Below are 26,456 nucleotides of genomic sequence, written 5' to 3'. Positions count from 1 at the left end.
GAGATGACAAGAGATAGCGAAAAGGAATGAAATACAATGGAAAGCGAAGAAAAAGGGAAAGCTCGCCAACAATCGATACACATGGTGGCATGAGCTGCATCACCGCTGACGCTACGCATAGAACGCGACCCGCGGCACGCAAGACTGCCCAAGGGCAATCCGCCACAGACAACCGCTGAAGGACGATCCATGATGAATGAACTCCAGTCCGGGGACCCGCAAGACAACCGACACGATCCTCATTCAACAGGTGGCGCTACCGAAGCTGACACCGACACCACCAGCACCGCCACCGCAACCGGCGCTTCAACCGATGCCAAAACCACAACCACCGAATCCGCCAATGACACCGCCGCGACCGCCACCAACCCAGCCGCTTCGCACATTCACTTCCCTCTGCGTCAGGTGGCGACGGCGATTGTGAGCATCGGCGCGCTCGCCAGCCTGTGGTACGCCCGTGCTGTCTACAACACGCACACCGGCACGTCATTCTGGCTGTTCTGGGTGGCTTTTGCGCTCGCCCTCGGCGTGTGGGCTGCGGCGATCTGGTTCCATTGGTGGCGAGCGCTGCCCAATGCGGTGCGCATTCCCATCGGCATCGTGCTATGCGTCGCACTGTGCGGTTTTGGCGTGTCGCAAGCCGCCATTGCTTCTCATATGCGCGACGAAGGCGACCGGAACCTTGATTACATCATTGTGCTGGGCGCTCAGGTCCACCAAGGCTCCCCCAGCCTCGTGCTACGCTATCGCCTTGACAGGGCCGCCGAATACTTGCGTGCAAACCCTGACACGACGTGCATCGTCTCGGGCGGGCAGGGTCCCAATGAACCGTATGCGGAGGCGCGGGGAATGGCGGATTATCTTGAGCATGACGCCGGCATCGATGCGTCGCGCATCATCGAGGAGCCCGATTCCACCACGACTGTGGAGAACCTGCGCAACAGCCGCATGATCATCGACCGCGCCAGCAACACAGGCAGCGCCGGAAGCGCCGCGTCCGAACCATCCATCGGCATCGTCACCAACGATTTCCACGTATTCCGCTCCCTGCACATCGCCCATGACCAGGGGTACACGGATGTGCACGGCATCGCGGCGGGCTCCCCACGCGACATGCTTCTGAACAACATGGTGCGCGAGTCCTTCGCGGAAGCCAAATATCTGATCAAGCGCTGACCGGCCGGCCCGCCGTCTTCACCCGCCTCGCCGGCATCACCCGCCACCAGCCGCCAGTTTTGCCTTGCCAGCCGTGCCCCGCCTCAGAGGAACCTGCCGGTGAGGCTGTCGGGATTGCGACGGATATCGTCCGGTGTGCCTTGGGCGACGATACGCCCGCCTTGCACACCTCCGAGCGGACCCATGTCGATGATCCAGTCGGCGTTGCGCATCACATCGAGGTCGTGTTCGATGACGATGACGGTGGCACCGTGGTCAATGAGCGTCTGAAACACGTCCAGCAGCGTGAGCACGTCCTTGGGGTGCAGGCCGATCGTCGGCTCGTCGAACACGAACAGCGAATCGTCCTGGGCGCGCCCCATCTCGCTGGCGAGCTTGAGACGCTGCGCCTCGCCGCCGGAGAGTCCGGGCGTCTGCTCGCCGATTGTGAGATAGCCCAGCCCCAGGTCATGCAGCGTCTGCAGGCGCTGGCGCAACAGCTTGAGCCCCCGGCCGGAATCGAACGCTTCGAGTGCTTCATCCACGCTCATGCGCATGAGTTGCGGCAGGCTGTATTCAACCGCGTCGTCCTTGGCTGCGCCGCCGAACGGGCGTCGTATCGCATCGGCCTGCTTGCCGTAGCGCGACCCATGGCAATCGGGGCAATCCACCTGCACATCGGGCAGGAACTGCACATCGAGCGAAATCTGGCCAGTGCCGTCACATGTGGGGCACCGCAGCTTCCCGGTGTTGTATGAGAAGTCCCCTGCCTTGAATCCCAGCCGTTTCGCATCATCTGTGCGTGCGAACGCCTTGCGCAGCTCGTCGTGGATGCCCGCGTAGGTGGCGACGGTGGAACGCACGTTGATGCCGATCGGCGTGGCGTCGATGAGCTTGGCATGCCGGATTCCCGGCGCCGAGATGCTCTGCACATGCGCAGGCAACATCACATCGGCCGGATCCGCTGCATCCGCGATCGCTTGGAGTGCCGGTACCAGACTTTCGAGCACCATCGTCGTCTTGCCGGACCCGGACACGCCGGTCACGACGGTGAGCCTGCCCTTGGGTATGCGCACGTCCAACGGATGCACGGTGTGAATGGCGCGGGTATGCATGGCTATCGTGCCCAGATCGAACACCATGTCCTCGGGCACCACTGGGCGCACGCGTTCCGCCGCCACGTCTGCACCGCCAGCCGCTGCACGCTCCCCGTCTCTGAATCCGACTTGCCGCGCGAGGAACGGGCCAATCACCGACCGGGCATCTCCCGCCAAGTCTTGCACCGTGCCCTGCGCGATCACCCTGCCGCCGTCCGCACCGGCGCCCGGCCCCATCTCGACGATCCAATCGGCATGCCCCAGCACCTGCGTGTCATGGTCCACCAGCACTACGGAATTGCCGTCGGCAACCAGATCGTCCATCACACCCAGCAATCCCTGCAGATTGTAGGGATGCAAGCCGATGGACGGCTCGTCCAGCACGTACAGCACCCCGGTCGTGCGGTTGCGCACAGCACGGGCGAGTTGCACGCGCTGGCGTTCGCCGGTCGACAATGTGGAGCCTGCGCGGTCGAGCGACAGGTAGCCCAGACCCAGGTCCATCAAGCGGCGTGCCGTGTCGAGGAACGAATCGTCGATGTTCTTTGCCATCGGGCGCATCTTGGCGGGCAGCGAATCCGGCACGCCCTTGACCCACTCGATGGCATCGCTCAGCGTCATCGCCGTGGCGTCCGCCAACCCGATGCCCCGCAGTCTCGGCGCCCGGGCCGCCTCGCTCAGACGCGTGCCCTTGCAATCGGGGCACGTGCCGTCCTTTAAATACTTGGCGACGCGCTTCATGCCACGCTCGTCCTTGACTTTGGACAGCGCGTTCTTGACGGTGTTGACGGCGCTGTAGTAGGTGAAGTCGAGCTCCCCGTCCTGCTGCGCGTTTTTGCTGACGTAATGGATGTGCTTCTTGACCATCGGCCCGTGGTAGACGATCTCTTTCTCGCGGTCGGTCAGGTCGCGGAACGGCACATCGGTGCGCACGCCCATCTCGCGGCACACGTCCGTCATGAGCGACCAGATGAGGCTGCCCCATACGACGACGGCGCCTTCGTCGATGGTCTTCGACTGGTCGGGCACGAGGGTGGATTCATCGACGATGTGCGCGATGCCGGTGCCTTGGCAGGTCGGGCAGGCGCCGCGACTGTTGAAGGCGAGGTCCTCGGCCCCGGGCGCCTCGACCTGTGCCCCGCATTCGGGGCAGGCGATCTGCTGCATGGCGGCGACGGCGAGGGTGGGCTCGACGTAATGCCCGTTGGGGCACCGGTGGCTTGCCAGGCGCGAAAACATGAGGCGCAGGCTGTTGAGCAGTTCGCTCATCGTGCCGAAGGTGCTGCGGATGCCTGGCACGCCGGGGCGCTGGTGCAATGCGAGCGCGGCGGGCACGTAGCGCACGTCGTCCACGTCCGCCCGTTCGGCCTGCGTCATGCGCCGGCGCGTGTAGGTGGAAAGGGATTCGAGGTAGCGGCGTGAACCTTCCGCGTACAGCACGCCGAGCGCGAGCGATGATTTGCCCGATCCGGAGACGCCGGCGATGCCCACGATTGTGCCGAGCGGCACGTCCACGTTGATGTTGCGCAGGTTGTGGACGCGCGCCCCGCGCACTTCGATGGCGGCGGGCTTTCGGGATGGGGTGTGGGCCCGCGCTTGGGCGCTCGTGGGATGTGCGGGGAACGACTTGTGGTTATCCGACGATGACGGCATCCGGTGTTTGTTCACAGTTACCTCCATGATTGCCGGTTCCATCCTTGCATGGCACCGTGACCGTCCGGAATGATTCAGTGATACGCTCAGCGATATGCTGAACACCGTGAACACAGCGCGAGCCGAATGCATCACTGCGGGCGGCGCTCGTGATAACGCGATGAGACGGGATTGATCATGGAACGGTTGACAGCGCAGCAGGTCTACGACAGACTGGTCGAAGGCTACGGCAAGCCGCGATGGTGGCCGGGCACGCCATACGAAATCATGGTCAGCGCCGTCCTCGTGCAGAACACGGCGTGGACGCAGGTGGAGAAGGCGCTTACCGCATGGGGTAAACCGGAGCCCTCCACCGTGCTGACGATGCCTGTCGAGCAGCTGCAGGAGATGATTCGCCCGTGCGGTTTCATGAAGGCGAAGGCGGCGACGATCCGTGGCGTCACCGAATGGTATCGCGGGTATGGCTTCGACATCGAACAGGCGCGAACAGCAGACCAGCATCGGCTGCGGCGCGAACTGCTGGGTTTGAAGGGTATCGGTGCGGAAACCGCGGACGCGATGCTCGTGTTCGCGCTGCACAAGCCGTCGTTCGTCATCGACGCCTACACGCGCCGCTTCCTTGACCGCATGGGGTACAGGTTCAGCGATGACCGGCAAATCCGCCGCTTCTTCGAATCCGGCCTGCCCGCCGATTACCGGGTCTACGGGTGGTACCACTGGCTGCTGCTCGAACATGGCAAGAACCATTGCCGCAAGCAGCCGGTGTGCGAAGGCTGCGTGTTCAGCGAGGTATGCCCTGGACGGGCTCTCTGAGCATGCCATCGGCGAAGCCTGAATGGCGTCTCGATTTCCGTGTCACCGGGCGGTATACGGCAGTTGCGCCTTCTATCGGCGCGTCACAGGTAATCGAACAGATGCTCGATGATGAGGTCGTTCAACAACCGGCCGCGTAGCGTGGGCACGGCGATGCACCCTTGACCGGCACGCGGACCGGGCGCCAATGTGATCAGCCCTTCGGATTGCAAAGAGACCCACGCTTCATCGGGAATGATGCCCGCGAAACGCGACGTGTCGAAGCCTTCTCGCAAGCGCAACCCCAGCATGAGCGTCTCCTCGCGGTCTTCCTGGGCCGTGATGCCTTCGCAGCCACCCCATGGCACGGTGCCGGCGTTGATCGCATGCGCCCAAGCGCGTGGATGGGCAATGTCCCAAGCACGCAAGCCGACGGCACCGGCTGCCACCGATATGCTTGAGGTGCCGGGGGCGGCCGCCGCGGTCTTGCGGAACCCGGCATCATCATGACGCGCAACCGCATCATCTGCACCAAGATCCTTTGACTTGGGATTGTCGCTAACCCCGTTTTCCAAGCTGCTGCTCGCCACCCCGGCAGCTTCCCCGCCCAACCGGTAATGCGAATGTGCGCCGGGCCCTATACCAGCCCAATCGACGTTACGCCAATACCCCAAGTTGTGGCGCGACTCGTAGCCAAGCCGCGCCCAATTGCTGATCTCATACCAGTGCAACCCGGCGTCGGCGAAAGCCTCATCGGCGATTTCGTATTTCGCCGCCTCATCATCATCACTGGGTTGGGGAAGATCGCCGGCGGCGATCATCCGGCCCATCTTGGTGTGTGGGGCGATGGTCAGCGCATATGCGGAAACATGATTCACGCCAAAATCTATCGCCGTGCGCACGGATGTGCGCCAATCCTCCAAGCTCTCCCCCGGCGCCCCATAAATCAGATCCACACTGGAACGCAGCCCGCATGCATCGGCCGCCCGCAAACCAGCCTCCACATTCGCTGGGGTATGCCGTCGGTCAAGGGTGGCGAGCACATGGGGCACGGCGGACTGCATGCCGAACGAAATCCTCGTGAACCCGCCGTCGGCAAGCCGTTTGATATAGTCGGCGTCGACAGTGTCCGGATTCGCCTCGGTCGTGATTTCCGCGTCAGGCTCAATCCCCCAGATGTGACGCACCGCGTCGAGCATGGCGACCAAGTCAGCGGCGGGAAGAATCGTGGGCGTGCCGCCGCCGAAAAACACCGTAGCCGCCTTCTGCTCACGGATGTCATGCGCTGCCTGCCACGCACGCACCAGCTCCATCTCGCGAACCGCCATCCGCGCGTAATTGCCGCGAGACGCCCCCTCGCCCAAATCACGAGCCGTATAGGTGTTGAAATCGCAGTACCCGCAGCGCCTCATACAAAAAGGCACGTGGATGTACACCTCGAACGTCATGCCATATCACAATCCACATCATGCCGTCGATCGATTCGTCTCATAGGCGAATCAGACGGCGCTCCCCCAGGCCCGCCGTGTCTGCGGGCCTGCCGTCTACTCAGTTATCCGCCTTCTGCGCAGCGCGGATCTTGTCTTTCGTATCGCGGTCATTGCCAGCCTCACCGGTGGAAAGCGCCGCGATGAACGCCTCTTGTGGCACTTCCACGTGGCCGAGCATCTTCATGCGCTTCTTGCCGGCTTTCTGCTTCTCCAGCAGCTTACGCTTACGCGTGATGTCGCCGCCATAGCACTTTGCCAGCACGTCCTTGCGCAAAGCCCTGATATTCTCGCGCGCGATGATCCTCGAACCGATTGCCGCCTGAATCGGGATTTCGAACTGCTGGCGAGGAATAAGCTCGCGCAGTTTCTTGGTCATCATGACGCCGTAGGAATACGCCTTGTCCCGGTGCACGATGGCGCTGAACGCATCGACCTTCTCGCCCTGAATCAGGATATCGACCTTGACCAAATCAGCCGCCTGTTCGCCGTCCTCATGGTAATCGAGCGAAGCATAGCCCTTGGTGCGGCTCTTGAGCTGGTCGAAGAAATCGAACACAATCTCCGCGAGCGGAATACGATAATGCATCTCAACACGCTCAGGGCTTAGATATTCCATATCGCCCATTTCGCCGCGATGCTCCTGGCACAAGTCCATCACCGAACCGATGAATTCCTTCGGCGTGATGATATCTGCGGCGACCATCGGCTCGACGATTTTCTTGATTTTGCCTTCGGGGAATTCACTCGGATTGGTGACATGATGCACGGTGCCGTCCTCCGCCGTGACCTCGTACGGTACGCTCGGCGCGGTGGAGATGAGATCGAGCCCGAATTCGCGTTCCAAGCGCTCGCAGACGATTTCCATATGCAGCAGGCCGAGGAATCCGCAACGGAAGCCGAATCCCAAGGCGACCGAGGTCTCGGGTTCGTAAATCAGCGCGGCGTCGTTGAGTTTCAGTTTGTCAAGTGCGTCACGCAATTCCGGGAATTGCGCGTTGTCGATCGGGAACAGGCCGGCATACACCATGGGTTTGGGGTCGCGGTATCCGGGCAACGGCTCGCTCGCCGGTTTGATGGCGGATGTGATGGTGTCGCCGACTTTCGACTGGCTGACATCCTTCGCTCCGGTGATCACATAGCCGACCTCGCCTGCCCCCAGCGCTTTGGTAGGCGTCATGTCTGGGCTGATGACGCCGATTTCGATGGGGTCGTGCGTCATGCCGATGCCCATCATGTGCAGTTTCTCGCGTGATTTCAGCTCGCCGTCCACCATACGGATGTACGTGACGATGCCGCGGTAGGAGTCGTAGACGGAATCGAAGATGAGTGCTCGGGCTGGCGCCTTGGGGTCGCCATGTGGTGCGGGCACATCCATGACGATGGTGTCGAGCAGATCGGCGACGCCCTCGCCGGTCTTGCCGGACACCCTGAGCACATCCTGGGGCTTGCACCCGATGAGGCCGGCGATTTCCTCGGCGTGTTTATCGGGTTCCGCGCTGGGCAAGTCAATCTTGTTGAGCACGGGGATGATGGTCAAGTCATGGTCAATCGCCATATAAAGGTTGGACAAGGTCTGCGCTTCGATGCCCTGCGTGGCATCCACCAGCAGTACCGCGCCCTCACAAGCCGCCAGAGCGCGCGAAACCTCATAGGTGAAATCCACATGGCCGGGCGTGTCGATCATGCCGAGGGTGTATTCCGTGCCGTCGACGGTCCACGGCACGCGGACGGCCTGTGACTTGATGGTGATGCCGCGTTCCTGCTCGATATCCATGCGGTCGAGGAAACGGTCGTGCATTTCACGTTGCGGGACGATGCCGGACAGTTGGAGGATTCGGTCGGCAACGGTGGATTTGCCGTGGTCGATATGCGCGATGATGCAGAAGTTGCGGATCAGCGACTGATCGGTATAGCCGGGTTTGTTCTTCGGTTCAATCACTGAGCGTTCTCCTTTTCCCGTACGTTGTGCGCCGGTTGGTTGTCGGTCGTGGGCGGTTGCCGCCCGTCTCCGCATGTCGGGGACATTCCAATTGTTCTAGTCTACCGGCTCCACACGGCAAAAGATTCCGCCGCGTTGCGCTATCGCGCGTCATTGTCGGCGCGTTATCCCGGTCCCGTGGTATCATAAACGCCTGTATGTCCTTATAGCAACCGTCGTTTGGAGTTACATTGGCAAACATCAAGTCGCAGAAGAAGCGCGTCCTGACTAATGAGAAGGCGCACAAGCGCAACGTGTCGGTGAAGTCCGGCCTGAAGACCGTCGTTCGTCGCACCCGTGAAGCCATCGCCGCTGGCGACAAGGCTCAGGCTGAAGAAGCGTACAAGCTCGCAGCTCAGAAGCTCGACAAGGCTGCCGGCGCAGGCGTGATTCACAAGAACCAGGCCGCGAACCGCAAGTCCGGTCTCGCTCGCGCTATCAACGCACTGTGACCTTTAAGCGCTTGCATCTTGTGAGCGCTGATGAGGTTTCCGAAACACGGATTCCGAACTGAGGGGTGTCCCGCATCGATCGCGGGGCACCCCTCATGTTTTCTTTCTCATCAGCAGCCATCAGGGTATCATCATGCGACTGGAACTATGCAACGGCGATGTCTCCGCATAGAAACTACTTTTTTGTTGCGCGGCTGATATTCGCTGTGTTGAGTCTGTTATTGCTGCTGCGCATCATCGCCATGATGGTGATACGGGTGACGCATCGCTTCGGGTATGGAGACCGGGTGTTCCCTGGGTACGGCACCCGGAAGCTTGATATCGAACTTCACGGACAAGACACGCATGAGCACGACCAACACGACAATGGCCACATCGAACGCAATCTCACCGCCGTAGGTGATAATCGCATGCATTTCTAGACGATATGACAACACCGTCAACAGGCATCCCACCAACGAGGGGAAGGCATACCAGTGGCGGTCGCGGACGACCATCGGCACTTCATTGAGCAGCGTGTCACGAATCAGTCCGCCGGCCAAAGCAGTGAACATGCCGAGGAATACCGCTGTCATCCCGCTTGTACCGTACATCAGCGCCTTTTGCGTACCATTGACGGCGAAGAGCCCCAAAGCCAACGCGTCAAGGACCAGCATCAGCCATTTGAGCCGGTCCACCTCTGGATGGATGACGGCGACAATCAGCCCCGCGGCAAGCGTGGTGAGTACCATGCCCTTATCCGAGATGCCGACCGGGGGAAGCGCTCCCAGCACCATATCGCGCACCAATCCCCCGCCCAACGCTGTCAACCATGTCGTCAGCACGATGGCGAATAGGTCGTAATGTTTGCGAACTGCGGCCAGCCCGCCCAGCAGCCCGCAACAGAACACGGCGACATATTCGATACCGAGGAAGAAGCCGTTGCTTTCAAGCGTGACGGTGACGGTCATGGTCATGCCTCCTGGTTGCACGGTGTTGTCGCAGCGGTGGGACACTGGGTGATTCGCGGGTGCTAACAAGCACGGGTTTCTTTCTATATACCGCAACAGGGCGACTCCCCCCGAAGGGAATCGCCCTGTTGCTAGACTGCCGAAGCGGTATGGGTTTCGGCCAATGTGTTTGGTCTCAGCAGACCTTCCACATCCAGTTGTGCGGATCTTCAATCTCGCCAAGCTGAATGCCCAGCAGCTGGTTGCGCAGCTTCATGGTCAGTTCGCCGGAACCGCCGTCGGCGACGGTCACGTCGATGTCGTTGGACTTGAAGCGTCCGATCGGCGTGATAATCGCCGCGGTACCGCATGCGAACACCTCGGTGACTTCGCCGGACTTGATGTCCTCGACCAGCTGATCGAACTTGATCATGCCCTCAACCACATCGTGGCCGTCATCCTGCGCGAGCTGGATGATCGAACGACGGGTCACACCCGGCAGAATGTTGCCGGTGAGCGACGGGGTCTCGAGATGGCCGTCCTTGTGCACGATGAACATGTTCATGCCACCGAGCTCCTCAAGGTAGGTCTTGGTCGCGGCATCCACGAAGCACACCTGCTCGCAACCGTTCTTAATACCCGTATATTCGCCGAGCAACGAGGCGGCATAGTTGCCGCCGCACTTGGCGAAACCGGTGCCGCCGGGACCGACGCGGAACCACTTGTCTTCGATCCAGATGCTGACCGGCTTCACGCCGCCCGGGAAGTACGGGCCGGACGGGGAGGCAATCACGCAATAATCGACTTCCTTCGGAGCACGCACGCCAAGGAACGGCTCGGAGGCGAACATGAACGGACGCATGTACAGAGTGTACTCACGGCGGGTAGGCACCCATTTGGCATCACGACGGACCAGCGCGGCCACGGAGCCGAGGAAATCGTCAATCGGCAGCTCAGGCAGATACAGACGCTTGGCGGAGTTCTGGAAACGCTCGGCGTTCGCATCCGGACGGAACAGCCAGATCGAGCCGTCGGCGTGATGATACGCCTTGAGGCCTTCGAAGCATTCCTGGGCATAGTGCAGCACGGAAGCGCCCGGATCCATCTTGAGCGGGCCGTACGGTTCGATACGGCGATCGGACCAGCCTTCGCCGTCGGTCCACGTCATATGAGCCATGTTGTCAGAGAAAATCTGACCGAAAGCCGGCTTGTCGATCAGCTCCTGACGCTTGGCGTCCGAAGCCGGGTGATCGTTCGGCAGGACGGTGAATTCGTCGGCGAGCTTGTTGAGTTGCGCGGGATCATGATGTGATTGTTCAGTCATAATAACTTCTTCTTGAATCAACCGTTATCACGGTATTGCGTATGTTGCGCTGGTACTTGTGGCACCGGCTCTGAGATTACTCTCGCACAGGTTTGGGACGAATGTGTGAAGAGGTTCACATTATGAAAGAGCCGGAAAATGCGGAACCCCGCCATGAAGGCGGGGTCCTTGGACGGTACCGTCGCGGGCCTGGCATATGAACCGAAAGCCCCGACGGGTTCAATCACTTGTTGTCTGCTGCGGCGTCGTCAGCAGGGGCTGCGGCGTCAGCGGCAGGAGCGGCCGCAGTGGTGTCAGCAGTCTCGGCGGTGGACTCGGTGGCATCCTCAGGCACCTCGACGGTGACCACGGACTCTTCCGGATCGTCGATGTTGAGCTCGGCGCCTTCCGGCAGCTTGACGTCCTTGGCGAACACCTTGGTGCCGTCGGTCATGCCGTCAACGTCAATGACGATACGCTCAGGCAGGTTGGACACATCGGCGCGAACCTTGAGCTCCTGGATGTCGACGAATGCGACGGCAGCGCCCTTCGGGGTGCCTTCGACGAAGACTGGGACCTCGACGTCGATCTTCTCGCCGGCCTTGACCTCGTAGAAATCGACATGCTCGACGATGCGCTTGACAGGGTTGCGCTGCACGTCCTTGACGACTGCGATCTTGGATTCGCCGCCATAGTTGATGGTGAACAGCGCGTTAGTGTGACGCAGCGCCAGGGTGGTCTCCTTCATCGGGAGGGTGACGAACACCGGCTGATTGCCACCGGCATAGATGGTGGCCGGGATCTTGTTGGCCACACGCAGACGGCGGGCGACGCCCTTGCCGAACTGGTCGCGGACTTCGCCTTCGAGGGTGATGGTGTTGGTTGCCATATGGCTCTCCTTCATAGTGATCTTCCGGAGCAAGGATTGTTCCAAGTCCGGTGTTGTTTCGGCGCGCCGACGCGCCGATTCCCGGACACCGAAAGATGCCGTGCCATCAGCCGAGTCGATAACGGAGACGTGCGCCTCCCTCGCCAAAGCGTGGCGAACAAGTCCGCCAAAGCAACTCTTCTTATATACACATGGGTATGGACGTGTTCGGCCACGATGCGACGCGCCATGGATGATTGACCCGCGGTTCGCATATATCGATTCCAGACCGTCACCATCATTAGAATAGAAGACAGTACATCGGCAAGGAACGGAGTGGACATGTCCGCGACTGAGAAGACTCACAGGTCAGCAATCAAGCATATCGGCATCGGTGCCGCTGCCACGTCGGCGGCCATAGGCGCTGGGATGTTCGCGCTTGGCGATGCGGCGTTCCGCACCGCTTGCGATGTGCGTTCGCCTTTGTTCATCAAAAGCAACAAGCGCGCGATTGAAGAGATTGGCGAGCAGCTCAAGCAACAGGACAATGATGAACAGCGTGACGCGGTTCAGTGGTTCCAGGCGACCCGTCAGTCCCTGACTACTTACAGCGAAGACGGATTGCGTCTGCACGCATGGGTGTTGGATCCCGACAGGCTTGATCCGAAGCCGCATCTGTACGCGATATGCTGCCATGGTTTTTGCGGGGAACCGCAGGAAATGGCGAGATACGCGTTGCGGTACGCGCGTATGGGATGCACAGTACTGCTACCCGCTTTGCGGGCACATGAGCGCAGCCAAGGAAGATATGTCGGCATGGGGTATCTTGACCGGCGTGATGTGATGCGTTGGATCAATCTTGTGGTCAGAGGCGATCCAGATGCGCAGATCATTCTGCATGGCAACTCGATGGGCGCCGCGGCGGTGATGCTCGCCGCGGGCGAGCCTGATCTTCCTGCACAGGTGAAGGCGGTGATCGAGGACAGTGGGTACTCAGGCATCAGCGACGAGATGCGGTATGTGACCAAGTCGATGCTCAGGTTGCCGCGGATTGTCGGACTACCCATGTTTGGCGCTATGAGCGTCATCTGCCGTATTCATGCGGGATTTGGGCTGACTGACGGCGACTGCGTGCGTGCAACGTCGCGTATCCACGTGCCGATGCTGTGCGTGCACGGGACAGCCGACCAATTGGTGCCGCATGAATTCATGGACAGGATCGTCAGCGCCTATCACGGGCGGCATTGTCTCACGCTCAGCGTAACGGGCGCCGGACATACGTTGTCGTCGGTGAAAGACCCGGACACCTACTGGCGTATGGTGCAGTCCATCGTCGAAGAAGGGTTGCGGATAGCCTGACCCTTTGCGGCGTCGAACTTTGCGACGAAAAGAAAAGGCGGCGCGTCATGCCCGCCGTTTGAACGGACTTGCCGACACCGCCAAATCACACACACGAACCGGCTTTTGGCCAGCAGTGTTCTGGTGCGCCGTCACGCTGTCGAGCTGGACATGAAACCTACCCGGAAGCCCAAGAACCGGAGGGCTTTCCCGTAGCGGACGATAACCTTGATGATGTAATTGAGATGCTACCAACCGGCGAGAAACCACTATTCAGAATGTCCACATCATGGTTGCGATTTTGGACACTCGTCCGATGCGGAAAGCAAACGGGCTTGGATACACCGCTATGAGCAGTCGTATCCAAGCCCGTTTTCCGAGTCGCGGTACACGCGCAACCCCGTCCACTGGAGTTTTCCCTGTCAGTGTTCCAAGGCGCGGACACACATCAGGCCAACAGCTCCTTGACGGCCGCGATCACGGCTTGCAGTCCGGCTTTCGCATCGCCGAACAGCATCTGCGTGTTGTCTTCGAAATACAGCTCGTTCTCTATGCCAGCGTACCCGCGTCCTCGTCCGCGCTTCATGACCACCACATGCTGTGCCTGGTCAACGTCGAGGATCGGCATGCCCGAAACCGGTGTCCCAGGGCGGCGGGCCGCAGGATTGGTCACGTCGTTCGCGCCGACGACCAGAGCCACATTGGCGGATGGGAACTGCGGATTGATGTCATCAAGGTCCACCAGTTCGTCATACGGGACGTTCGCCTCGGCGAGCAGCACGTTCATATGTCCCGGCATACGGCCGGCGACCGGGTGAATCGCGTAGGACACTTCCACGCCATGCTCCTTGAGCAGCTCCCCGAGGTCGGCGAGCTCGCGTTGGGCCTGCGCCTGGGCGAGGCCGAAGCCGGGGACGAAGATGACCTTCTGCGCATACACGAGCTGGACGGCGACATCGTCTGCCGTGGTCTCTTTCATGGTGCCTTCGGGGCCGTTGTCGTTGGCGGATGCGTTCGAAGCGCCTCCGAATCCGCCGGCGAGCACGCTATGCAGCGGCCTGTTCATCGCTTGGGCCATGAGAATCGACAGGGTCACGCCGGCGGCACCCACGAGGGCGCCGGCGACGATGAGCGCGACGTTGTCAATGGCCAAGCCACTCATCGCTACAGCGGTACCCGTGCACGCGTTGAGCACGGAGATGACCACCGGCATGTCGGCGCCACCGATCGGGATGACGAAGACCAGACCGTACACCAGTGCGAACACTGTGGTGAGCACCGCCCACAGCAAGCGTTGCCCAGGCTGCACGCATAGCATCACGAAGGACGCGATGGTCAGCACGATGAACAGCACGTTGAGGAAGCCTTTGCCGGGCAACGTCAGCTTGCGCAGGAACTTCACGCCTTGCAACTTGCCTGCCGCGATCAATGAACCGGTGAAGGTGACCGAGCCGATAACCACGCCGAGCCCGGCGGTGATCAACACCACCAGCCCTGGCACCTTGGCGGGGGTGAGAATGTCGTTGAGCGCGACCAGTGCGGCTGCTCCGCCACCGACGGTATTGAAAATCGACACCAGCTGCGGCATGTCGGTCATTTTCACCTTTTTCGCGCTGACGACACCGGCGACCGCGCCGATCGCAATACCCAGCAGCAACAGGATGATCGCGATACTAGAACGGTATCCAGTGGCGAACAAGTGTACGAAAGCCATGATTACGGCGATCACCATGCCGACGGCGGAGATCTGGTTGCCGCGACGGGCGGTTTTCGGTGAATTCATGAAGTGCAGGCCGATGACGAACATCACGGCCGAGAGCAGATATACGAACCAGGCTACGGTATCGATGGCGTTCACTTGCCGGCCTCCTCGTCAGCGTCGGAATCATCCGCGGATTTCGTGGGTTTGGAGCTCTTGAACATCTCGAGCATGCGATCGGTGACCACATATCCGCCGACGACGTTCATCGTGCCCAGTACCGCGGCGAGGAACACGAACACGTATGCAAGCGGCGAATTCGCCTGCGCAGCGACGATGACCACGCCTACAATTACGATGCCATGAATCGAATTCGCGCCTGACATCAGCGGCGTGTGCAGCGTCGCCGGCACTTTGCCGATGACTTCGACGCCGATGAGCAACGCCAGGACGAACAACGTGATGGATACAACAAGCGGATCCATGGGTCACTCCCCTTTCTTTCCTGATTCTTCGGTTTCGGACGCTTCGAGCCCGGCGACCACAAGGGCGTCGTCCAGCTCGTCCCCGGCGACCGTTCTCAGACGCCCGTCGCGCACGAAGTGGGACAGCACGTCAGCCACATTGCGCGACAGCAGGTTCGAAGCTGTGTTCGCGACATCAGATGCCAGATATGGTGCTCCGATGATGGTGACACCGCCTTCGGTGACTTGCGTGCCGACCACAGAGCCTTCGACATTGCCGCCAAGGTCGCTCGCAGCGCAATCGACGATAACCGCTCCGCGATGCAACGCCTTGACGCCGGCCGCCGTGAGCAGCATCGGCGGCTTGCGGCCGGGAACTTTCGCGGTGGTGATCACGATGTCGAACTGGGCTGCCTTCTCATCAACCGCAGCCTGCTGCGCCGCCTGCTCCTCCTTGGTGAGCTGACGTGCGTAGCCGCCCTGCCCTTGGCCGGCTGAGAAATCAAGACCGAGATCGAGGAATTTTGCGCCCAGGGACTCGACTTCGCCTTTGGACGCCGGACGGACATCATACGCAGTGACGACCGCGCCGAGTCGACGGGCGGTGCCGATTGCTTGGAGCCCGGCGATGCCAGCGCCCAACACCAGCACCTTCGCAGGACGGATGGTGCCCGCTGCGGTGGTCATCATGGGAAGGAAGGACTGGTAGGCGTTTGCTGCGACGAGTGCCGCCTTGTAGCCCATGACGGAATTCTGCGAGGTCATCTCGTCCATGGATTGCGCCGCGCTCAGCTGCCTGGGCAGGCGTTCTATGGCGACGGCGGTCAGTCCGGCCTGCGCAAGAGACGCGATATACGCGTCATCGGTGAAGGATCCGAGCATGCCGATAACCCATTGCCCCGGACGCATCGCGGTAACCAGCGTGGCATCCGGCCGGGATACGAATCCGAAGGCGTCACACGTGGCAAGCACCGTTTGCCGGTCGCACACGCGAGCGCCGGCACGTTCGTAATCGGCATCCGTATATTGCGCGGCAAGTCCCGCTCCCTGTTCGATCAGACATCCGACGCCTTTTTTGCGCAGCCTTGCGACAGTGTCAGGCGTCAGTGCCACACGCCGTTCATGCTCGGTCGTCTCGTTGAAGACACCGAACTGCACGCCGGCTTCTGGTTGTTCAGCCATAGCAGCCCTTTCTAGCTTCATTACTATTGCGTACGTGGGGTACGGGCACAGTCTACCCTATTTCTCCGGTGTTGATGCCGGTCCTTCCGTCTGCCGGCCCTGCGGCCGCTTCAGCTACGCAACCGTAAGGTGACGGGGGGGATTTTTTCGACTATCATGACAAGGTTGATAGCTGAAGTGAATGCCAAGGAGCGAGACGTGTCCCTACTCAATTCCATCAAGGACCAAACGATGAGAGTCACCCGTAAGGCGCTGCGCCTTGGCGGGGATTTCACCCATCCGGTCAGTGACGACCAGCCGGGCGATCCTGACTACATCGATCCGCAGGATATCGAAGTCGCGGATATGCCGGTCAATCTGCCAAACAGCGCAGAATGGGGGCCAGGGTATCCCACAACCACGTTCATCGACCAGAAGACGGGTTGTCTGACAGCCTCCACCGCCGGCAATCCTCCACTGGACGACGGTTGGAGCATCTACGATATCTATGCCGACCGCGCCAAGCGCATGGGCGACAAGCCGCTGTACACATTCAAGGTCAACGGCGAATGGACGACGAAAACCGCCAACGAATTCCTTCATGAGGTGCGCGTGACGGCCAAGGGCCTCATGCATTATGGGCTGAAGAAGGGCGACGGCGTCGCGTTCATGTGCCGCACCTCTTATGAGTGGGATGTGTTCGACGCGGCGGTGATGGCGTGCGGCGGCGTGTTGGCCACCATCTATGACACTGATTCTGCGGAGCAGATCCGCAATATCGTGGATAATTCCGATGCACGCTTCTTGGTCGTACAGACCACTGACATGCGTGACAAGGCTGACGGCGCGATGGAGGAATGCCCCACGCTCGAGCAGATCTTCTGCTTCGAAACCGGCGGCCTGTACGAGCTGCAGGCGTATGCGGACGCGGTCAGCGATGAGGAGCTTGACGCCCGCATCGATTCGGTGAAGAAAACCGATCTGTGCTCAATCGTGTATACGTCCGGTTCGACCGCCGCGCCGAAGGGCGTGGAGATGACGCATGAGGATTATTGTGCGACCGCGCTCAACCTGCCGGACTACATGCCTGACCTGTTGCACGACGAAAAGAACACGATTCTGTTGTTCCTTCCGCAGGCGCATTCTTTCGCCCGTGCAATCAACTACATCTGCGTGGCGAGCCAGCTGCATATCTACATCGCCGAAGGCATCAAGACCATGATCGGCGATTTGCAGGTTTCCCGTCCGTCGGTGATGATCGTGGTGCCGCGTGTCCTCGAGAAGATTTACAACGCCGCTTCGCAGAAGGCTGGTCATGGCGCTAAGGGTGTCATGTTCGCCGCTTCGGTGGTCACCGCGCAGAAGTTCATGAAGGAGATCAGCGATCAAGGCAAGGCTTCGACGCTCACGCGTGTGGAGCGTGCTGCCTACGACCCGCTGGTGTACAAGTCCTTGCGAGAGGTGCTCGGCGGCCGCGCCAAGTGGATTGTCACCGGCGGCGCCCCGCTGGATCCGGATTTGCTCGCCTTCTTCCGCGGCGCTGGTATCCCGGTGTATGAAGGCTACGGTCTGACCGAAACCACCGCCCCCTGCGCATTCAATCCGTTGGGTGTTCCGTTCCATGAAGGTTCCGTTGGTATCCCGTTCCCAGGCTTCTCAATTCGTCTCGCTGACGACAATGAGATTCAGGTCAAGGGCGCGTCGGTGTTCCACGCCTATCACAAGAACGAGGAAGCGACGGAAACGTCCTTCACCCAGGATGGTTGGTATGCGACCGGCGATTTGGGTCATCTCGACGATAATGGATTCCTGTACATCATCGGCCGCAAGAAGGATCTGATTATCACCGCCGGTGGCAAGAACGTCTCCCCCGGCCCGATCGAGGAAACCATCCAGCGGTGCGAATTTGTTTCGCAGGCCCTGGTGCTCGGCGACAAGCGTCCGTTCATTTCGGCGCTTATCACGCTTGACGAGGATTCCCTGCGTCCTTGGCTCAAATCCAAGGGGCTCAACGCCGACATGTCGATGCAGGAGGCGGCCGGAAACGCCGTGGTCCGCGCCGAAGTCCAGAAATATGTCGATCTGGCCAACGAAGGCGTCTCCCGCGCTGAATCCGTACGCAAGTTCATTATCCTGCCCGAGGAATTCACCCAGGGGAACGGCCTGCTCACCGCTTCGATGAAGGTGATTCGCCCGAAGGTCATCAAGCGGTATGCGACCCTGCTCAACACGCAGATGTACACCAAGCGCAAGCAGCAGTAAGTAAGAGCAGCCTCGCGACGGTTATGATGATGGCCCGGTCCCCGCTATTGGGGCCGGGCCATCATCGTTGTTGTACGCGTTCGGCGCTTGACTTCGTGCTCACGGCAGGATCTTTAAGACCTCTTGCCACGCAAGCGTGCAGACGGATCCGGGACTCGACTGGAGTCCCGGATCAGAATCCAAGTCGTTCGAGCTTCTTCGGGTCGGACTGCCAGTCCTTGGCGACCTTGACATGCAGGTCGAGTTTCGCTTTCTGACCGACGATACGATTGACTGGCGTACGCAGTTTCTTGCGCACCTTGACCAGATGCTCGGCCTTGTGACCGATGATTATCGGCTTCTGCGAGTCGCGTTCGACATAAATCGAAACCAGAACATGGGCTTTGCCGTCGCTCTCGGGGTCATCGGGGTCGGGGTACTCGATGCTGTCCACGACGACCGCGAGCGAATGGGGCAGTTCGTCGTCAAGCTCCTCAAGGAAAGCCCAACGCACAAGTTCGGCGATAGTTGATTCGGGCTTTTCCTCGGTCAGCTGTTCCGCCGGGTACATTTGCGGGCCTTCGGGCATGTTCTCGATCAAGACGTCCCGCACTTCAGACACATTGTCGTGCTCAAGGGCGCTGACGGGGACGATATCCGTGAAATCGGCAAATTCATTGACCTGGATGAGTTTCTCGATCAGCTCCTGACGATTGAGCTCATCGATTTTCGTGACAATTGCAATCAGCGGAATCTTCCATGCGAAGCTGCCGTCATCGCGTTTTTTGGCGAATTGAGAGCGCAACCGGCTGAGGATACGTTTGTCGCCGGGACCGATTTCCTGGTCGGCGGGAAGCAGGAACGCGATTTCGTCGACATCAGCGAGGGATTCCTCAACGACATCATTGAGCCGCTGACCGAGCAAAGTCCGCGGGCGGTGGATACCAGGCGTATCGACCAACACCAGCTGGGCGTTATCGGTTGTGACGATGCCGCGTATTGCTTTTCGGGTCGTTTCCGGCCTTGATGAGGCAATGGCAATCTGTGTGCCGACCAAAGCGTTCATCAACGTGGATTTGCCGACATTCGGCCGTCCTACGACCGCGACGAATCCCGACCGGTAGACGTCGTGACCCTTGACGGGCTCGTGTTGGGCCGGTTCGTGTCCGGTACTGGTATCGCTTTCGCTCATGCTGCTCCTTGTTCGTGGCGGTTGGCGGTGTTGTCCTGTCCGTCTTGGGATGGATGGCCGTCCTGCTCCGTGTCATGTCGGTCATTGACGTGCTGACCGCCGATTTGCTGTTGTCCACCAGTGTCCTCGCCGGGCTCGACGTGTGCCGGTTCGACGACGATTGTCGAGACCTTTTTGCGTCTTCCTGCCGAATCCACTGCGGTCAGGCGCAGTCCACGGGTGACCGCCGAAGCACCGACAATCGGGACACGACCAAGCAGTTTGGTGAGCAACCCATAGACCGTATCGACATCGTCCTCGTCGATATCGACCTCGAAAATATCCTCCAGATCGGCGATTGGCGTCCTCGCGGGCATACGCCAGGTATGTTCGCCGATTTGCTCAGGTTCGCTGTGCTGGGTGCGGTCGTGCTCATCCTCAAGTTCGCCGACGATCTGCTCGATGGTGTCCTCGATGGTGACCATGCCGGCGATGCCGCCGTATTCGTCCACCACGATTGCGACATGCTGCCGTGTACGTTGCATTTCGTGGAACAGGTCATCGACCGGCTTGGATTCCGGAACAAGCATAGGATTGCGGATGATGCTTTCCACATCGCGGGTCATCGCATCAGGATTAAAGGCCGTGGCGCGTACGGCATCCTTGAGGTAGGCCATACCGACCAGATCGTCAACGTCATCGCCGATGACCGGGACCCGGGAGAACCCGGATCTGGAGCACAATTGCAGGAAATCCTGAAGATTTTGGCCGCGTTCGATGCAGATCATATCGGTGCGCGGCACCATGATTTCGCGGGTCAGCGTCTCAGACAAGGTCAGTACATTGCGCAGCATCTCGGAGACTTCCGGGTCGAAATCATTGGCTTCCACCAGCCGATCGATGGTTGCGCGCCCCTGTTCGAGCTGCAACTTCTCCAGTTCCTCGTCGTCGGACAGTTCGGATTGCTCATGATGATGCCGTTTGTTGACTTTGTCGCCGCCAACCTTGGCGAACGGGGTCAACGCCACAGCCAATCCCACGACACGCACGTGCCTGAGCATGATATCGACCGGTTTGACGGCACCCGCGGAACGAGGACGGACAAGGATGGAGACCACACCGATAAACACGCCCGCCACGATGCCGCTGACCAGCTGCACCCACAGCACACCGCCGCACAAAGACACGATGCTCGCCACCAGCACGCCGTCGAACACGTTGCACACGATACGGAAGAAAGCACAAGATCCCGATGTGGCGAACCGGTCGGCGATAAGCCTCTGCACCTTGTGGATCTTATCGATTTTCTTCATGCGTGAGAACTGCGTGAGTTCCTGGTCGGTCTGGACTTCCAAAATCCGATTGTTCAGACTGGCTCGAGTGACGCGTGACACCGCGCCTTCCGCCGCTGCCATCGACAAAGACAGCCATACCAGAAGCGCCGCTACCACGGCCAGCAACGCAATCAAGACAATCGTAGTCATATCAGGCATTTCATTCCCCCTGAACCAAGCTGGCCATCGGCGTCACGCCAACAGTCTTACTGTAATACATGTCAGCTACACAGTCACTGATGATGCGCATCATCCGTTCGGCCTGCAGCCCCAGACCGAGCATGGCCGGCATCATATTCCGCAAGCATGTCACGCGCCCCGGAAGGCAGGGTCGCCGGCGGGACATCCACTTGACGAACCGCCATATAGGTGAGCAGCAACTGGCGCTGCAAACCGAACATCTGACGTTCCTGTTCAGGGGTCACATGGTCGTATCCAAGAAGGTGGAGGATGCCGTGGATGGTCAGCAGCATCATTTCCTGCATGGTGCTATGGCCGGCGGCAAGGGCCTGTTGCCTCGCCACCCACGGGCATATGACGATGTCGCCGAGCACTCCCTCCATTTCGGTTGATCCGTCGCCCGGACGTAATTCATCCATCGGGAAGCTCATCACATCGGTCGGACCTTGCAGATTCATCCAGCGTTCATGCAACTGTGCGATGGGGTCGGGATCGACGAACAGGATCGTCAGATCCGATTGGATGCTCACGCGCATCTGGCTCATCACCCACACACCGAGCTGGGAGAAGACCTCCGGGTCGATGTTCCACACAGTTTCATTGGTTACATCAACGCTCATACGTTGTTATGCTCCTCATGATCGGAAAGGTTGTGGGTTTTGCTGTCAGCTGCGCCGAGGTTCTCATCGCCGTCTTGGGCGTTCTGCCTGGCGGCTTCGCTGTTGTGCTCTTCCGTACGTCCGGCCGGGCCGTGCGGCGTATCGTTCCTGCGATGCCTGCGTCTGCCATGGTCCCCGGCGATGGCGGCATGCCGATCATACGCCTGGACGATTTTTCCGACGAGCGCGTGACGTACCACGTCTTCGGAAGCCAAGTGTGCGAAGGCGATACCGTTGATGCCATGCAGAATGTCTTCGATTGTTGCGAGGCCGGAACGCGGCACGGTCAAATCGACCTGCGTAATATCGCCCGTGATGATCATCTTGGTGTTGAACCCCAGACGGGTCAGGAACATCTTCATCTGCTGTTCGGTCGTGTTCTGTGCCTCGTCGAGGATGACGAAAGCGTCGTTGAGCGTACGGCCGCGCATATATGCAAGCGGGGCCACCTCGATCGTGCCGTCATCCATAAGCCGGTGCAACTGTTCTGCGCCGAGCATATCGGAGAGCGCATCATACAACGGCCGCAGGTAAGGATCGACCTTCTCGCTCAACGTGCCGGGCAGGAAGCCGAGATTCTCCCCCGCCTCGACCGCAGGACGCGTGAGGATGATTCGACGGACTTCACCGTCCTGGAAGGCCCTGACGGCCTTCGCCACGGCGAGATAGGTCTTTCCAGTGCCGGCAGGGCCGATGGCGAAGGTGATCGTATTGGATTCAATCGTATTGACATAGGCGATCTGCCCCGGGGTTTTGGGACGGACCGGAACACCGGCGGCGAAAGTGATGACACCCGGCACATGGGCACGGCGGCGGTCCTGGTCGATTCGGCTACCCGACTCGACCATGGCATTCCGAGGCACCGCGGCAGCGGCTCCGAATTTACGGACATCATCCATACGCTGCGATCGTGCTCCATTGCGTAGCACGCGGCGGTCAAGCAGACGGCGTACCGTGTCAGCATCCATAGGCGCGGTATACGCCTCGTCGATCAAGGTGTGCATGACCTCTTCGGCTTGTGCGGCCTGGGCTTCGGTCTGCTTCGATCTGGATACGATTGCGACCCGATTGCCGCGCACGAGAATGGTCAGCTCCGGAAACGCCTGCTCAACTACGCGAATGACTTCGTCAATCGGGCCGAACACGGCGACGGGATCAAGCTCGGGGGGAACCGTAACAACGCGGGTAGTGGTAGCCACTTGCCGAAACCTACTCCTCGAACTTCTGGCCGGTCAGGACATGGGCATGGACGTGGAAGACCGATTGGCCAGCGTCTTTACCGGTATTGAACACCAAGCGATAGGCGCCGTGGAAAGCATCATCGGCGATATGCTGGGCGACTTCGACAATATGGGCGAGTGTCTTGGGGTCAGCCTTGGCAAGTTCAGCGGCATTCGCGTAATGCTTGCGTGGCACGATCAGAACATGCACCTTGGCTTTCGGCGCGATGTCCTTGAACGCGTACACCGTGTCGTCCTCGTACACCTTGGTGCTCGGAATTTCCCCCGCAATGATCTTGCAGAACAGGCAATCATCGGACTGGCTCATACACACTCCTTACCGAATGGGTCGTTGTACATGCTGTACACCGTCAGCTCCCATACTATTGAACCGTTCGGATAAGCGATGACATTCACGCCGATAACAAAAAAGGCTTCCTTTCGGAAGCCTTGCTTGTGTCCGGAGCGGGACTTGAACCCGCACGCCCGTTTAAAATAGGCACTAGCACCTCAAGCTAGCGCGTCTACCATTCCGCCACCCGGACATGTGCCTTGAAGCAACAGAAAGAAACTATAGCATGACGCAAGCCTGACGCAAATCAGACCCCTCTTGGGCGTGTCGTTTTCCTGAGTAGCGACAATCTGCCCTGTGCCGCCTGCACATTCCAACAGAATGACAAACATGGCCACACCGCGCACAAGCTGCGGAACCTGACCCAGTGATAGCCTTGCAACCATGACTGATCCGCTGTTTCTGCTGCACCCCGAATCCGACGACGCGCCGGTGAACACCGACTCGCTGCGTGAAGGATGGAACATCACGCTACCCAAGTCCATCAGACGCCACGCCATCCAAGCCATGCGCCTGCACGACGGTGACACACTCCAGCTGTCTGACGGCCATGGACTGCGCATCCACACCACACTGGTCGACGCCGAACAGGGACAAGCGCAAGTCAGCGCGTTCAGCAAAGAGGAGCCGCCTGTCACCCGACTCGCGCTCATCCAGGCGCTCGCAAAAACCGGACATGACGAGCAGGCAATCGACATGGCCACCCAGATCGGGGTCGATACGGTTATCCCTTGGCAGGCGGACCGCTCCATCGCCAAATGGAAACGCGGACGGAGCGATCGCAAATGGTCACAAACCATCGATGCCGCAACAGAACAGTCACGCCGGGCATGGCGGCCGCAGCTTGACGATTGCATCTCCAGCAAGCAGCTCGTGGCCGTCTGCCGCCGGGCGATGGTATTCGGCGATATCGTCATCGTCCTGCACCAGGATGCGACAGCCAACTGGGAGCAGATCGAACAGGCGGTCGCGCATATGGAACAACGCTGCATTGAAGACGGTCGTACCCGCACGGTCAATGTCGTCGTCGGGCCAGAAGGCGGAATCAGTGAGCAGGAAGCGCGTCAATTCGCCGATGCTGGAGCCATGTGCACGTTGCTCGGGCATAATATCCTGCGCGCGTCCACCGCAGGGCCGGTCGCGTTGTCGCTGCTGTCACGGGCCATGGGACGATACGCCTGACATCGCACGGCCAAGGCGCCCGCATACTATGATGCAATAAAGGAAACGACGCGCCACGCCTTCGGAACACACCACGATACACAGGCGAACCGGCACGCCATCACTATCGAGACAAGGGAGATCCTGTTTTCATGCGGCTGATTCATGTGGACAACATCGACGACGAGCGCATCGCCGCCTACACCAATCTCACCGAACTCCAGCTCCGCAACCGCCTTGAACCCGCAAAGGGGTTGTTCATCGCCGAATCCCCCAAAGTCATCGACCGTGCACTCGCCGCAGGCCGTGAACCAATCTCCCTGCTGGTGGAAGAGCCATGGATCGCTGGCATGAGCGACGAGTTCGAATACATCGACCAGCATTGGGGGCCGGATATCCCCGTGTATGTAGCCAGCCCCGAGCAACTCAAACGGCTGACCGGATACCGTCTGCACCGCGGTGCGCTGTCGGCGATGAAACGTTGGCCACTGCCGAGCGTCGAAGAGGTCTGCCGTGGCGCTCGCCGCATCGCCGTCATGGAAAACATCGTCGATCACACCAATGTCGGGGCTCTGATGCGTTCAGCCGCTGCGCTTGACGTGGATGCGGTGCTCGTGACGCCCTCGTGCGGCGATCCGCTCTACCGCAGGGCGGCCCGCGTGTCCATGGGCACGGTGTTTCAAGTGCCGTGGACGCGCATCGGCGGCGATGACACGCATTTCTGGCCGGTCCAAGGTCTCGCCCAGCTCCGTGAGCTGGGGTTCGCCACGGCGGCAATGGCTTTGGATGACGATTCCATCAGCCTCGATGAGCTTGTCCGTCGGCTCGACAATGATCCAGCGTCCCCCGACCATATCGACAAGCTCGCCTTGATTTTCGGCACAGAAGGCGACGGGTTGTCCCATCGCACAATCTCCCATGCGGATCTCACCGTGAAAATCCCGATGAGCCACGGCGTGGACAGCCTCAATGTGGCAGCTTCCAGCGCGGTCGCGTTCTATGCGACACGGGTCAAGCACTGACGTACGCGATACAGAATACAGCGCTGCAAACAGTAATGCTTCCCGCTGCCTGATGAAAGGCGGCAAGGAAGCATATCGGCACCGGGTTCGTATACGGCGTGCGCCTTGTGACGATCAATATTGCGGCATGGCATCGAGATTGAACCCGATGGCCGCAAGCTGTTCACGCCCCTCAGGGGTGATTTTGTCCACGGCCCAGCGCGGCTGCCAGGTCCAGTCGATGCGGAATTCCTCGACGAGCCCGGCGAGCGTGCTCGCGCATTCGTCCTCGATGAGTTCCGTCAGCGGGCACGCCGGCGTGGTAAGGGTCATCGTGATGATTGCGCGTCCAAGATTATCGATTTCGATGCCGTACACCAAGCCGAGGTCGATGACATCAATGCCGAGTTCGGGATCAATGACTTGGTGCAGTGCTTCTTTCACGTCCGCGGCGGTTGCACGGCCAATATCGTCCACAGCGACCAGCGGGATATCATCCTCGTTGTCCGTCTCGTCCCTGTGCTTGCATTCCTGCTTGCTGTGCTTGCCACACGCGCAACGGTCGCCTTCGGATGCTGTGTCATTCCCCGGCTTGGTATCGGACGTGCTGTCGGTCTGGGCACCCAACGCGCCTAGCAGCTGCGGATTGGCCATGACCTTGCGCGCGGCGTTGTCATTGCCCAAAGCTTGAGAAACGGTATCGAAAATCGTGGATTGTGGTTCGGGGACCAGATTGCCCTGATCTGTCATCTTGCTCC

At 60.1% G+C, this 26,456-nt stretch carries 22 protein-coding genes and 1 tRNA gene; 7 read left to right on the top strand and 16 right to left on the bottom strand.

The genetic code is table 11. The features are described from left to right. Positions 1-189: 189 nt before the first annotated feature. Positions 190-1,176: a YdcF family protein gene (locus ACTQYB_RS01395; protein WP_240932187.1), complete on the top strand. Its 987-nt coding sequence runs from the start codon at positions 190-192 to the stop codon at positions 1,174-1,176. Positions 1,177-1,259: 83 nt separating this feature from the next. Here the strand turns inward: ACTQYB_RS01395 and ACTQYB_RS01390 are convergent, their stop codons facing one another. Then, positions 1,260-3,905: an excinuclease ABC subunit A gene (locus tag ACTQYB_RS01390; protein WP_441481993.1), complete on the bottom strand. Its 2,646-nt coding sequence runs from the start codon at positions 3,903-3,905 to the stop codon at positions 1,260-1,262. A gap of 177 nt (positions 3,906-4,082) precedes the next feature. Here ACTQYB_RS01390 and ACTQYB_RS01385 point away from each other — a divergent pair, with 177 nt between their 5' ends. Then, a complete protein-coding gene (locus tag ACTQYB_RS01385) occupies positions 4,083-4,718 on the top strand; it encodes an endonuclease III domain-containing protein (RefSeq protein WP_441481966.1) in 636 nt (211 codons plus the stop codon). Positions 4,719-4,801: 83 nt separating this feature from the next. On the opposite strand, the gene hemW is transcribed toward ACTQYB_RS01385, so the two are convergent. Both hemW and lepA read right to left on the bottom strand, forming a co-directional pair. Continuing rightward, positions 4,802-6,145, bottom strand: coding sequence for a radical SAM family heme chaperone HemW (gene hemW, locus ACTQYB_RS01380; protein ID WP_441481965.1), 1,344 nt, complete (start codon positions 6,143-6,145; stop codon positions 4,802-4,804). 100 nt (positions 6,146-6,245) lie between these two features. After that, positions 6,246-8,126, bottom strand: coding sequence for a translation elongation factor 4 (lepA, locus tag ACTQYB_RS01375; RefSeq protein ID WP_404439522.1), 1,881 nt, complete (start codon positions 8,124-8,126; stop codon positions 6,246-6,248). A 230-nt stretch (positions 8,127-8,356) separates the two neighbouring features. Here lepA and rpsT point away from each other — a divergent pair, with 230 nt between their 5' ends. After that, on the top strand, positions 8,357-8,617 hold the full coding sequence (rpsT, locus tag ACTQYB_RS01370; protein ID WP_015450517.1) for a 30S ribosomal protein S20: 261 nt from the start codon (positions 8,357-8,359) through the stop codon (positions 8,615-8,617). A 218-nt stretch (positions 8,618-8,835) separates the two neighbouring features. On the opposite strand, the gene ACTQYB_RS01365 is transcribed toward rpsT, so the two are convergent. The 3 genes from ACTQYB_RS01365 to ACTQYB_RS01355 all read right to left on the bottom strand — a co-directional run bounded on the left by ACTQYB_RS01365 (position 8,836) and on the right by ACTQYB_RS01355 (position 11,738). After that, entirely contained in the window at positions 8,836-9,573 is a 738-nt protein-coding gene (locus ACTQYB_RS01365; protein WP_441481964.1) for a trimeric intracellular cation channel family protein, read from the bottom strand. A 169-nt stretch (positions 9,574-9,742) separates the two neighbouring features. Beyond that, on the bottom strand, positions 9,743-10,870 hold the full coding sequence (locus tag ACTQYB_RS01360; RefSeq protein ID WP_033505550.1) for a branched-chain amino acid aminotransferase: 1,128 nt from the start codon (positions 10,868-10,870) through the stop codon (positions 9,743-9,745). Positions 10,871-11,093: 223 nt separating this feature from the next. After that, complete coding sequence (locus ACTQYB_RS01355) at positions 11,094-11,738, bottom strand: 50S ribosomal protein L25/general stress protein Ctc (RefSeq protein ID WP_441481963.1); 645 nt, start codon at positions 11,736-11,738, stop codon at positions 11,094-11,096. Between the two features lie 321 nt (positions 11,739-12,059). On the opposite strand from ACTQYB_RS01355, the gene ACTQYB_RS01350 reads away from it, so the two are divergent. Then, positions 12,060-13,076: an alpha/beta hydrolase gene (locus tag ACTQYB_RS01350; RefSeq protein WP_441481962.1), complete on the top strand. Its 1,017-nt coding sequence runs from the start codon at positions 12,060-12,062 to the stop codon at positions 13,074-13,076. Positions 13,077-13,503: 427 nt separating this feature from the next. Here the strand turns inward: ACTQYB_RS01350 and ACTQYB_RS01345 are convergent, their stop codons facing one another. Genes ACTQYB_RS01345 through ACTQYB_RS01335 form a run of 3 tightly spaced genes read right to left on the bottom strand, consistent with a single transcriptional unit; the run spans position 13,504 to position 16,400 of the window. Then, entirely contained in the window at positions 13,504-14,913 is a 1,410-nt protein-coding gene (locus ACTQYB_RS01345) for an NAD(P)(+) transhydrogenase (Re/Si-specific) subunit beta (RefSeq protein WP_441481961.1), read from the bottom strand. Continuing rightward, the gene (locus ACTQYB_RS01340; RefSeq protein ID WP_033505539.1) at positions 14,910-15,239 is read right to left on the bottom strand and encodes an NAD(P) transhydrogenase subunit alpha; all 330 of its coding nucleotides are present in this window, start codon (positions 15,237-15,239) and stop codon (positions 14,910-14,912) included. Before ACTQYB_RS01340 ends, ACTQYB_RS01345 begins: the two co-directional genes overlap by 4 nt. 3 nt (positions 15,240-15,242) lie before the next feature. Continuing rightward, positions 15,243-16,400: an NAD(P) transhydrogenase subunit alpha gene (locus tag ACTQYB_RS01335; RefSeq protein WP_441481960.1), complete on the bottom strand. Its 1,158-nt coding sequence runs from the start codon at positions 16,398-16,400 to the stop codon at positions 15,243-15,245. A gap of 231 nt (positions 16,401-16,631) precedes the next feature. On the opposite strand from ACTQYB_RS01335, the gene ACTQYB_RS01330 reads away from it, so the two are divergent. Continuing rightward, positions 16,632-18,641 carry an AMP-dependent synthetase/ligase gene (locus ACTQYB_RS01330; RefSeq protein ID WP_412170429.1) on the top strand — a complete coding sequence of 670 codons (2,010 nt, stop codon included), beginning with the start codon at positions 16,632-16,634 and terminating at the stop codon, positions 18,639-18,641. 172 nt (positions 18,642-18,813) lie between these two features. Here the strand turns inward: ACTQYB_RS01330 and era are convergent, their stop codons facing one another. From era to ACTQYB_RS01300, 6 genes are all read right to left on the bottom strand, one after another. Further along, the gene (gene era, locus ACTQYB_RS01325; protein ID WP_033505532.1) at positions 18,814-19,812 is read right to left on the bottom strand and encodes a GTPase Era; all 999 of its coding nucleotides are present in this window, start codon (positions 19,810-19,812) and stop codon (positions 18,814-18,816) included. Next, on the bottom strand, positions 19,809-21,284 hold the full coding sequence (locus ACTQYB_RS01320) for a hemolysin family protein (protein WP_321046947.1): 1,476 nt from the start codon (positions 21,282-21,284) through the stop codon (positions 19,809-19,811). The genes era and ACTQYB_RS01320 overlap by 4 nt, the downstream gene beginning before the upstream one ends. A gap of 74 nt (positions 21,285-21,358) precedes the next feature. Next, positions 21,359-21,925, bottom strand: coding sequence for an rRNA maturation RNase YbeY (ybeY, locus tag ACTQYB_RS01315; protein WP_033505528.1), 567 nt, complete (start codon positions 21,923-21,925; stop codon positions 21,359-21,361). Then, the gene (locus ACTQYB_RS01310; RefSeq protein ID WP_441481959.1) at positions 21,922-23,163 is read right to left on the bottom strand and encodes a PhoH family protein; all 1,242 of its coding nucleotides are present in this window, start codon (positions 23,161-23,163) and stop codon (positions 21,922-21,924) included. Before ACTQYB_RS01310 ends, ybeY begins: the two co-directional genes overlap by 4 nt. A gap of 10 nt (positions 23,164-23,173) precedes the next feature. Beyond that, positions 23,174-23,512 carry a histidine triad nucleotide-binding protein gene (locus ACTQYB_RS01305; RefSeq protein ID WP_033505523.1) on the bottom strand — a complete coding sequence of 113 codons (339 nt, stop codon included), beginning with the start codon at positions 23,510-23,512 and terminating at the stop codon, positions 23,174-23,176. Between the two features lie 129 nt (positions 23,513-23,641). Beyond that, positions 23,642-23,729: transfer RNA gene (locus ACTQYB_RS01300), tRNA-Leu, on the bottom strand. A 191-nt stretch (positions 23,730-23,920) separates the two neighbouring features. Between ACTQYB_RS01300 and ACTQYB_RS01295 the strand changes: the two genes are divergently transcribed. Both ACTQYB_RS01295 and ACTQYB_RS01290 read left to right on the top strand, forming a co-directional pair. After that, positions 23,921-24,718, top strand: a complete 798-nt coding sequence (locus ACTQYB_RS01295; protein WP_033505521.1) for a 16S rRNA (uracil(1498)-N(3))-methyltransferase — start codon at positions 23,921-23,923, stop codon at positions 24,716-24,718. Between the two features lie 131 nt (positions 24,719-24,849). Beyond that, positions 24,850-25,719 carry a TrmH family RNA methyltransferase gene (locus ACTQYB_RS01290; protein WP_321046944.1) on the top strand — a complete coding sequence of 290 codons (870 nt, stop codon included), beginning with the start codon at positions 24,850-24,852 and terminating at the stop codon, positions 25,717-25,719. A gap of 114 nt (positions 25,720-25,833) precedes the next feature. Here ACTQYB_RS01290 and ACTQYB_RS01285 read toward each other — a convergent pair whose 3' ends face one another. Beyond that, positions 25,834-26,448, bottom strand: coding sequence for a metal-sulfur cluster assembly factor (locus tag ACTQYB_RS01285; RefSeq protein WP_441481958.1), 615 nt, complete (start codon positions 26,446-26,448; stop codon positions 25,834-25,836). Between the last annotated feature and the right edge of the window lie 8 nt (positions 26,449-26,456).

It is taken from the genome of Bifidobacterium sp. LCP19S3_E9, assembly GCF_052121135.1.
GTDB lineage: Bacteria > Actinomycetota > Actinomycetes > Actinomycetales > Bifidobacteriaceae > Bifidobacterium > Bifidobacterium thermacidophilum.
Note: the sequence above shows the minus strand (reverse complement) of the source record. Positions and strands in the feature narration are given on the sequence as shown.

What these genes read in the sequence shown, in the direction of transcription:
- ACTQYB_RS01395 (WP_240932187.1), top strand. Translation starts at nt 190, where the DNA reads ATGATGAATGAACTCCAGTCCGGGGACCCGCAAGACAACCGACACGAT.
- ACTQYB_RS01390 (WP_441481993.1), bottom strand. Translation starts at nt 3,905, where the DNA reads ATGCCGTCATCGTCGGATAACCACAAGTCGTTCCCCGCACATCCCACG.
- ACTQYB_RS01385 (WP_441481966.1), top strand. Translation starts at nt 4,083, where the DNA reads ATGGAACGGTTGACAGCGCAGCAGGTCTACGACAGACTGGTCGAAGGC.
- hemW (WP_441481965.1), bottom strand. Translation starts at nt 6,145, where the DNA reads ATGACGTTCGAGGTGTACATCCACGTGCCTTTTTGTATGAGGCGCTGC.
- ACTQYB_RS01365 (WP_441481964.1), bottom strand. Translation starts at nt 9,573, where the DNA reads ATGACCATGACCGTCACCGTCACGCTTGAAAGCAACGGCTTCTTCCTC.
- ACTQYB_RS01360 (WP_033505550.1), bottom strand. Translation starts at nt 10,870, where the DNA reads ATGACTGAACAATCACATCATGATCCCGCGCAACTCAACAAGCTCGCC.
- ACTQYB_RS01355 (WP_441481963.1), bottom strand. Translation starts at nt 11,738, where the DNA reads ATGGCAACCAACACCATCACCCTCGAAGGCGAAGTCCGCGACCAGTTC.
- ACTQYB_RS01350 (WP_441481962.1), top strand. Translation starts at nt 12,060, where the DNA reads ATGTCCGCGACTGAGAAGACTCACAGGTCAGCAATCAAGCATATCGGC.
- ACTQYB_RS01340 (WP_033505539.1), bottom strand. Translation starts at nt 15,239, where the DNA reads ATGGATCCGCTTGTTGTATCCATCACGTTGTTCGTCCTGGCGTTGCTC.
- ACTQYB_RS01335 (WP_441481960.1), bottom strand. Translation starts at nt 16,400, where the DNA reads ATGGCTGAACAACCAGAAGCCGGCGTGCAGTTCGGTGTCTTCAACGAG.
- ACTQYB_RS01330 (WP_412170429.1), top strand. Translation starts at nt 16,632, where the DNA reads ATGAGAGTCACCCGTAAGGCGCTGCGCCTTGGCGGGGATTTCACCCAT.
- era (WP_033505532.1), bottom strand. Translation starts at nt 19,812, where the DNA reads ATGAGCGAAAGCGATACCAGTACCGGACACGAACCGGCCCAACACGAG.
- ACTQYB_RS01320 (WP_321046947.1), bottom strand. Translation starts at nt 21,284, where the DNA reads ATGCCTGATATGACTACGATTGTCTTGATTGCGTTGCTGGCCGTGGTA.
- ybeY (WP_033505528.1), bottom strand. Translation starts at nt 21,925, where the DNA reads ATGAGCGTTGATGTAACCAATGAAACTGTGTGGAACATCGACCCGGAG.
- ACTQYB_RS01305 (WP_033505523.1), bottom strand. Translation starts at nt 23,512, where the DNA reads ATGAGCCAGTCCGATGATTGCCTGTTCTGCAAGATCATTGCGGGGGAA.
- ACTQYB_RS01295 (WP_033505521.1), top strand. Translation starts at nt 23,921, where the DNA reads ATGACTGATCCGCTGTTTCTGCTGCACCCCGAATCCGACGACGCGCCG.
- ACTQYB_RS01290 (WP_321046944.1), top strand. Translation starts at nt 24,850, where the DNA reads ATGCGGCTGATTCATGTGGACAACATCGACGACGAGCGCATCGCCGCC.
- ACTQYB_RS01285 (WP_441481958.1), bottom strand. Translation starts at nt 26,448, where the DNA reads ATGACAGATCAGGGCAATCTGGTCCCCGAACCACAATCCACGATTTTC.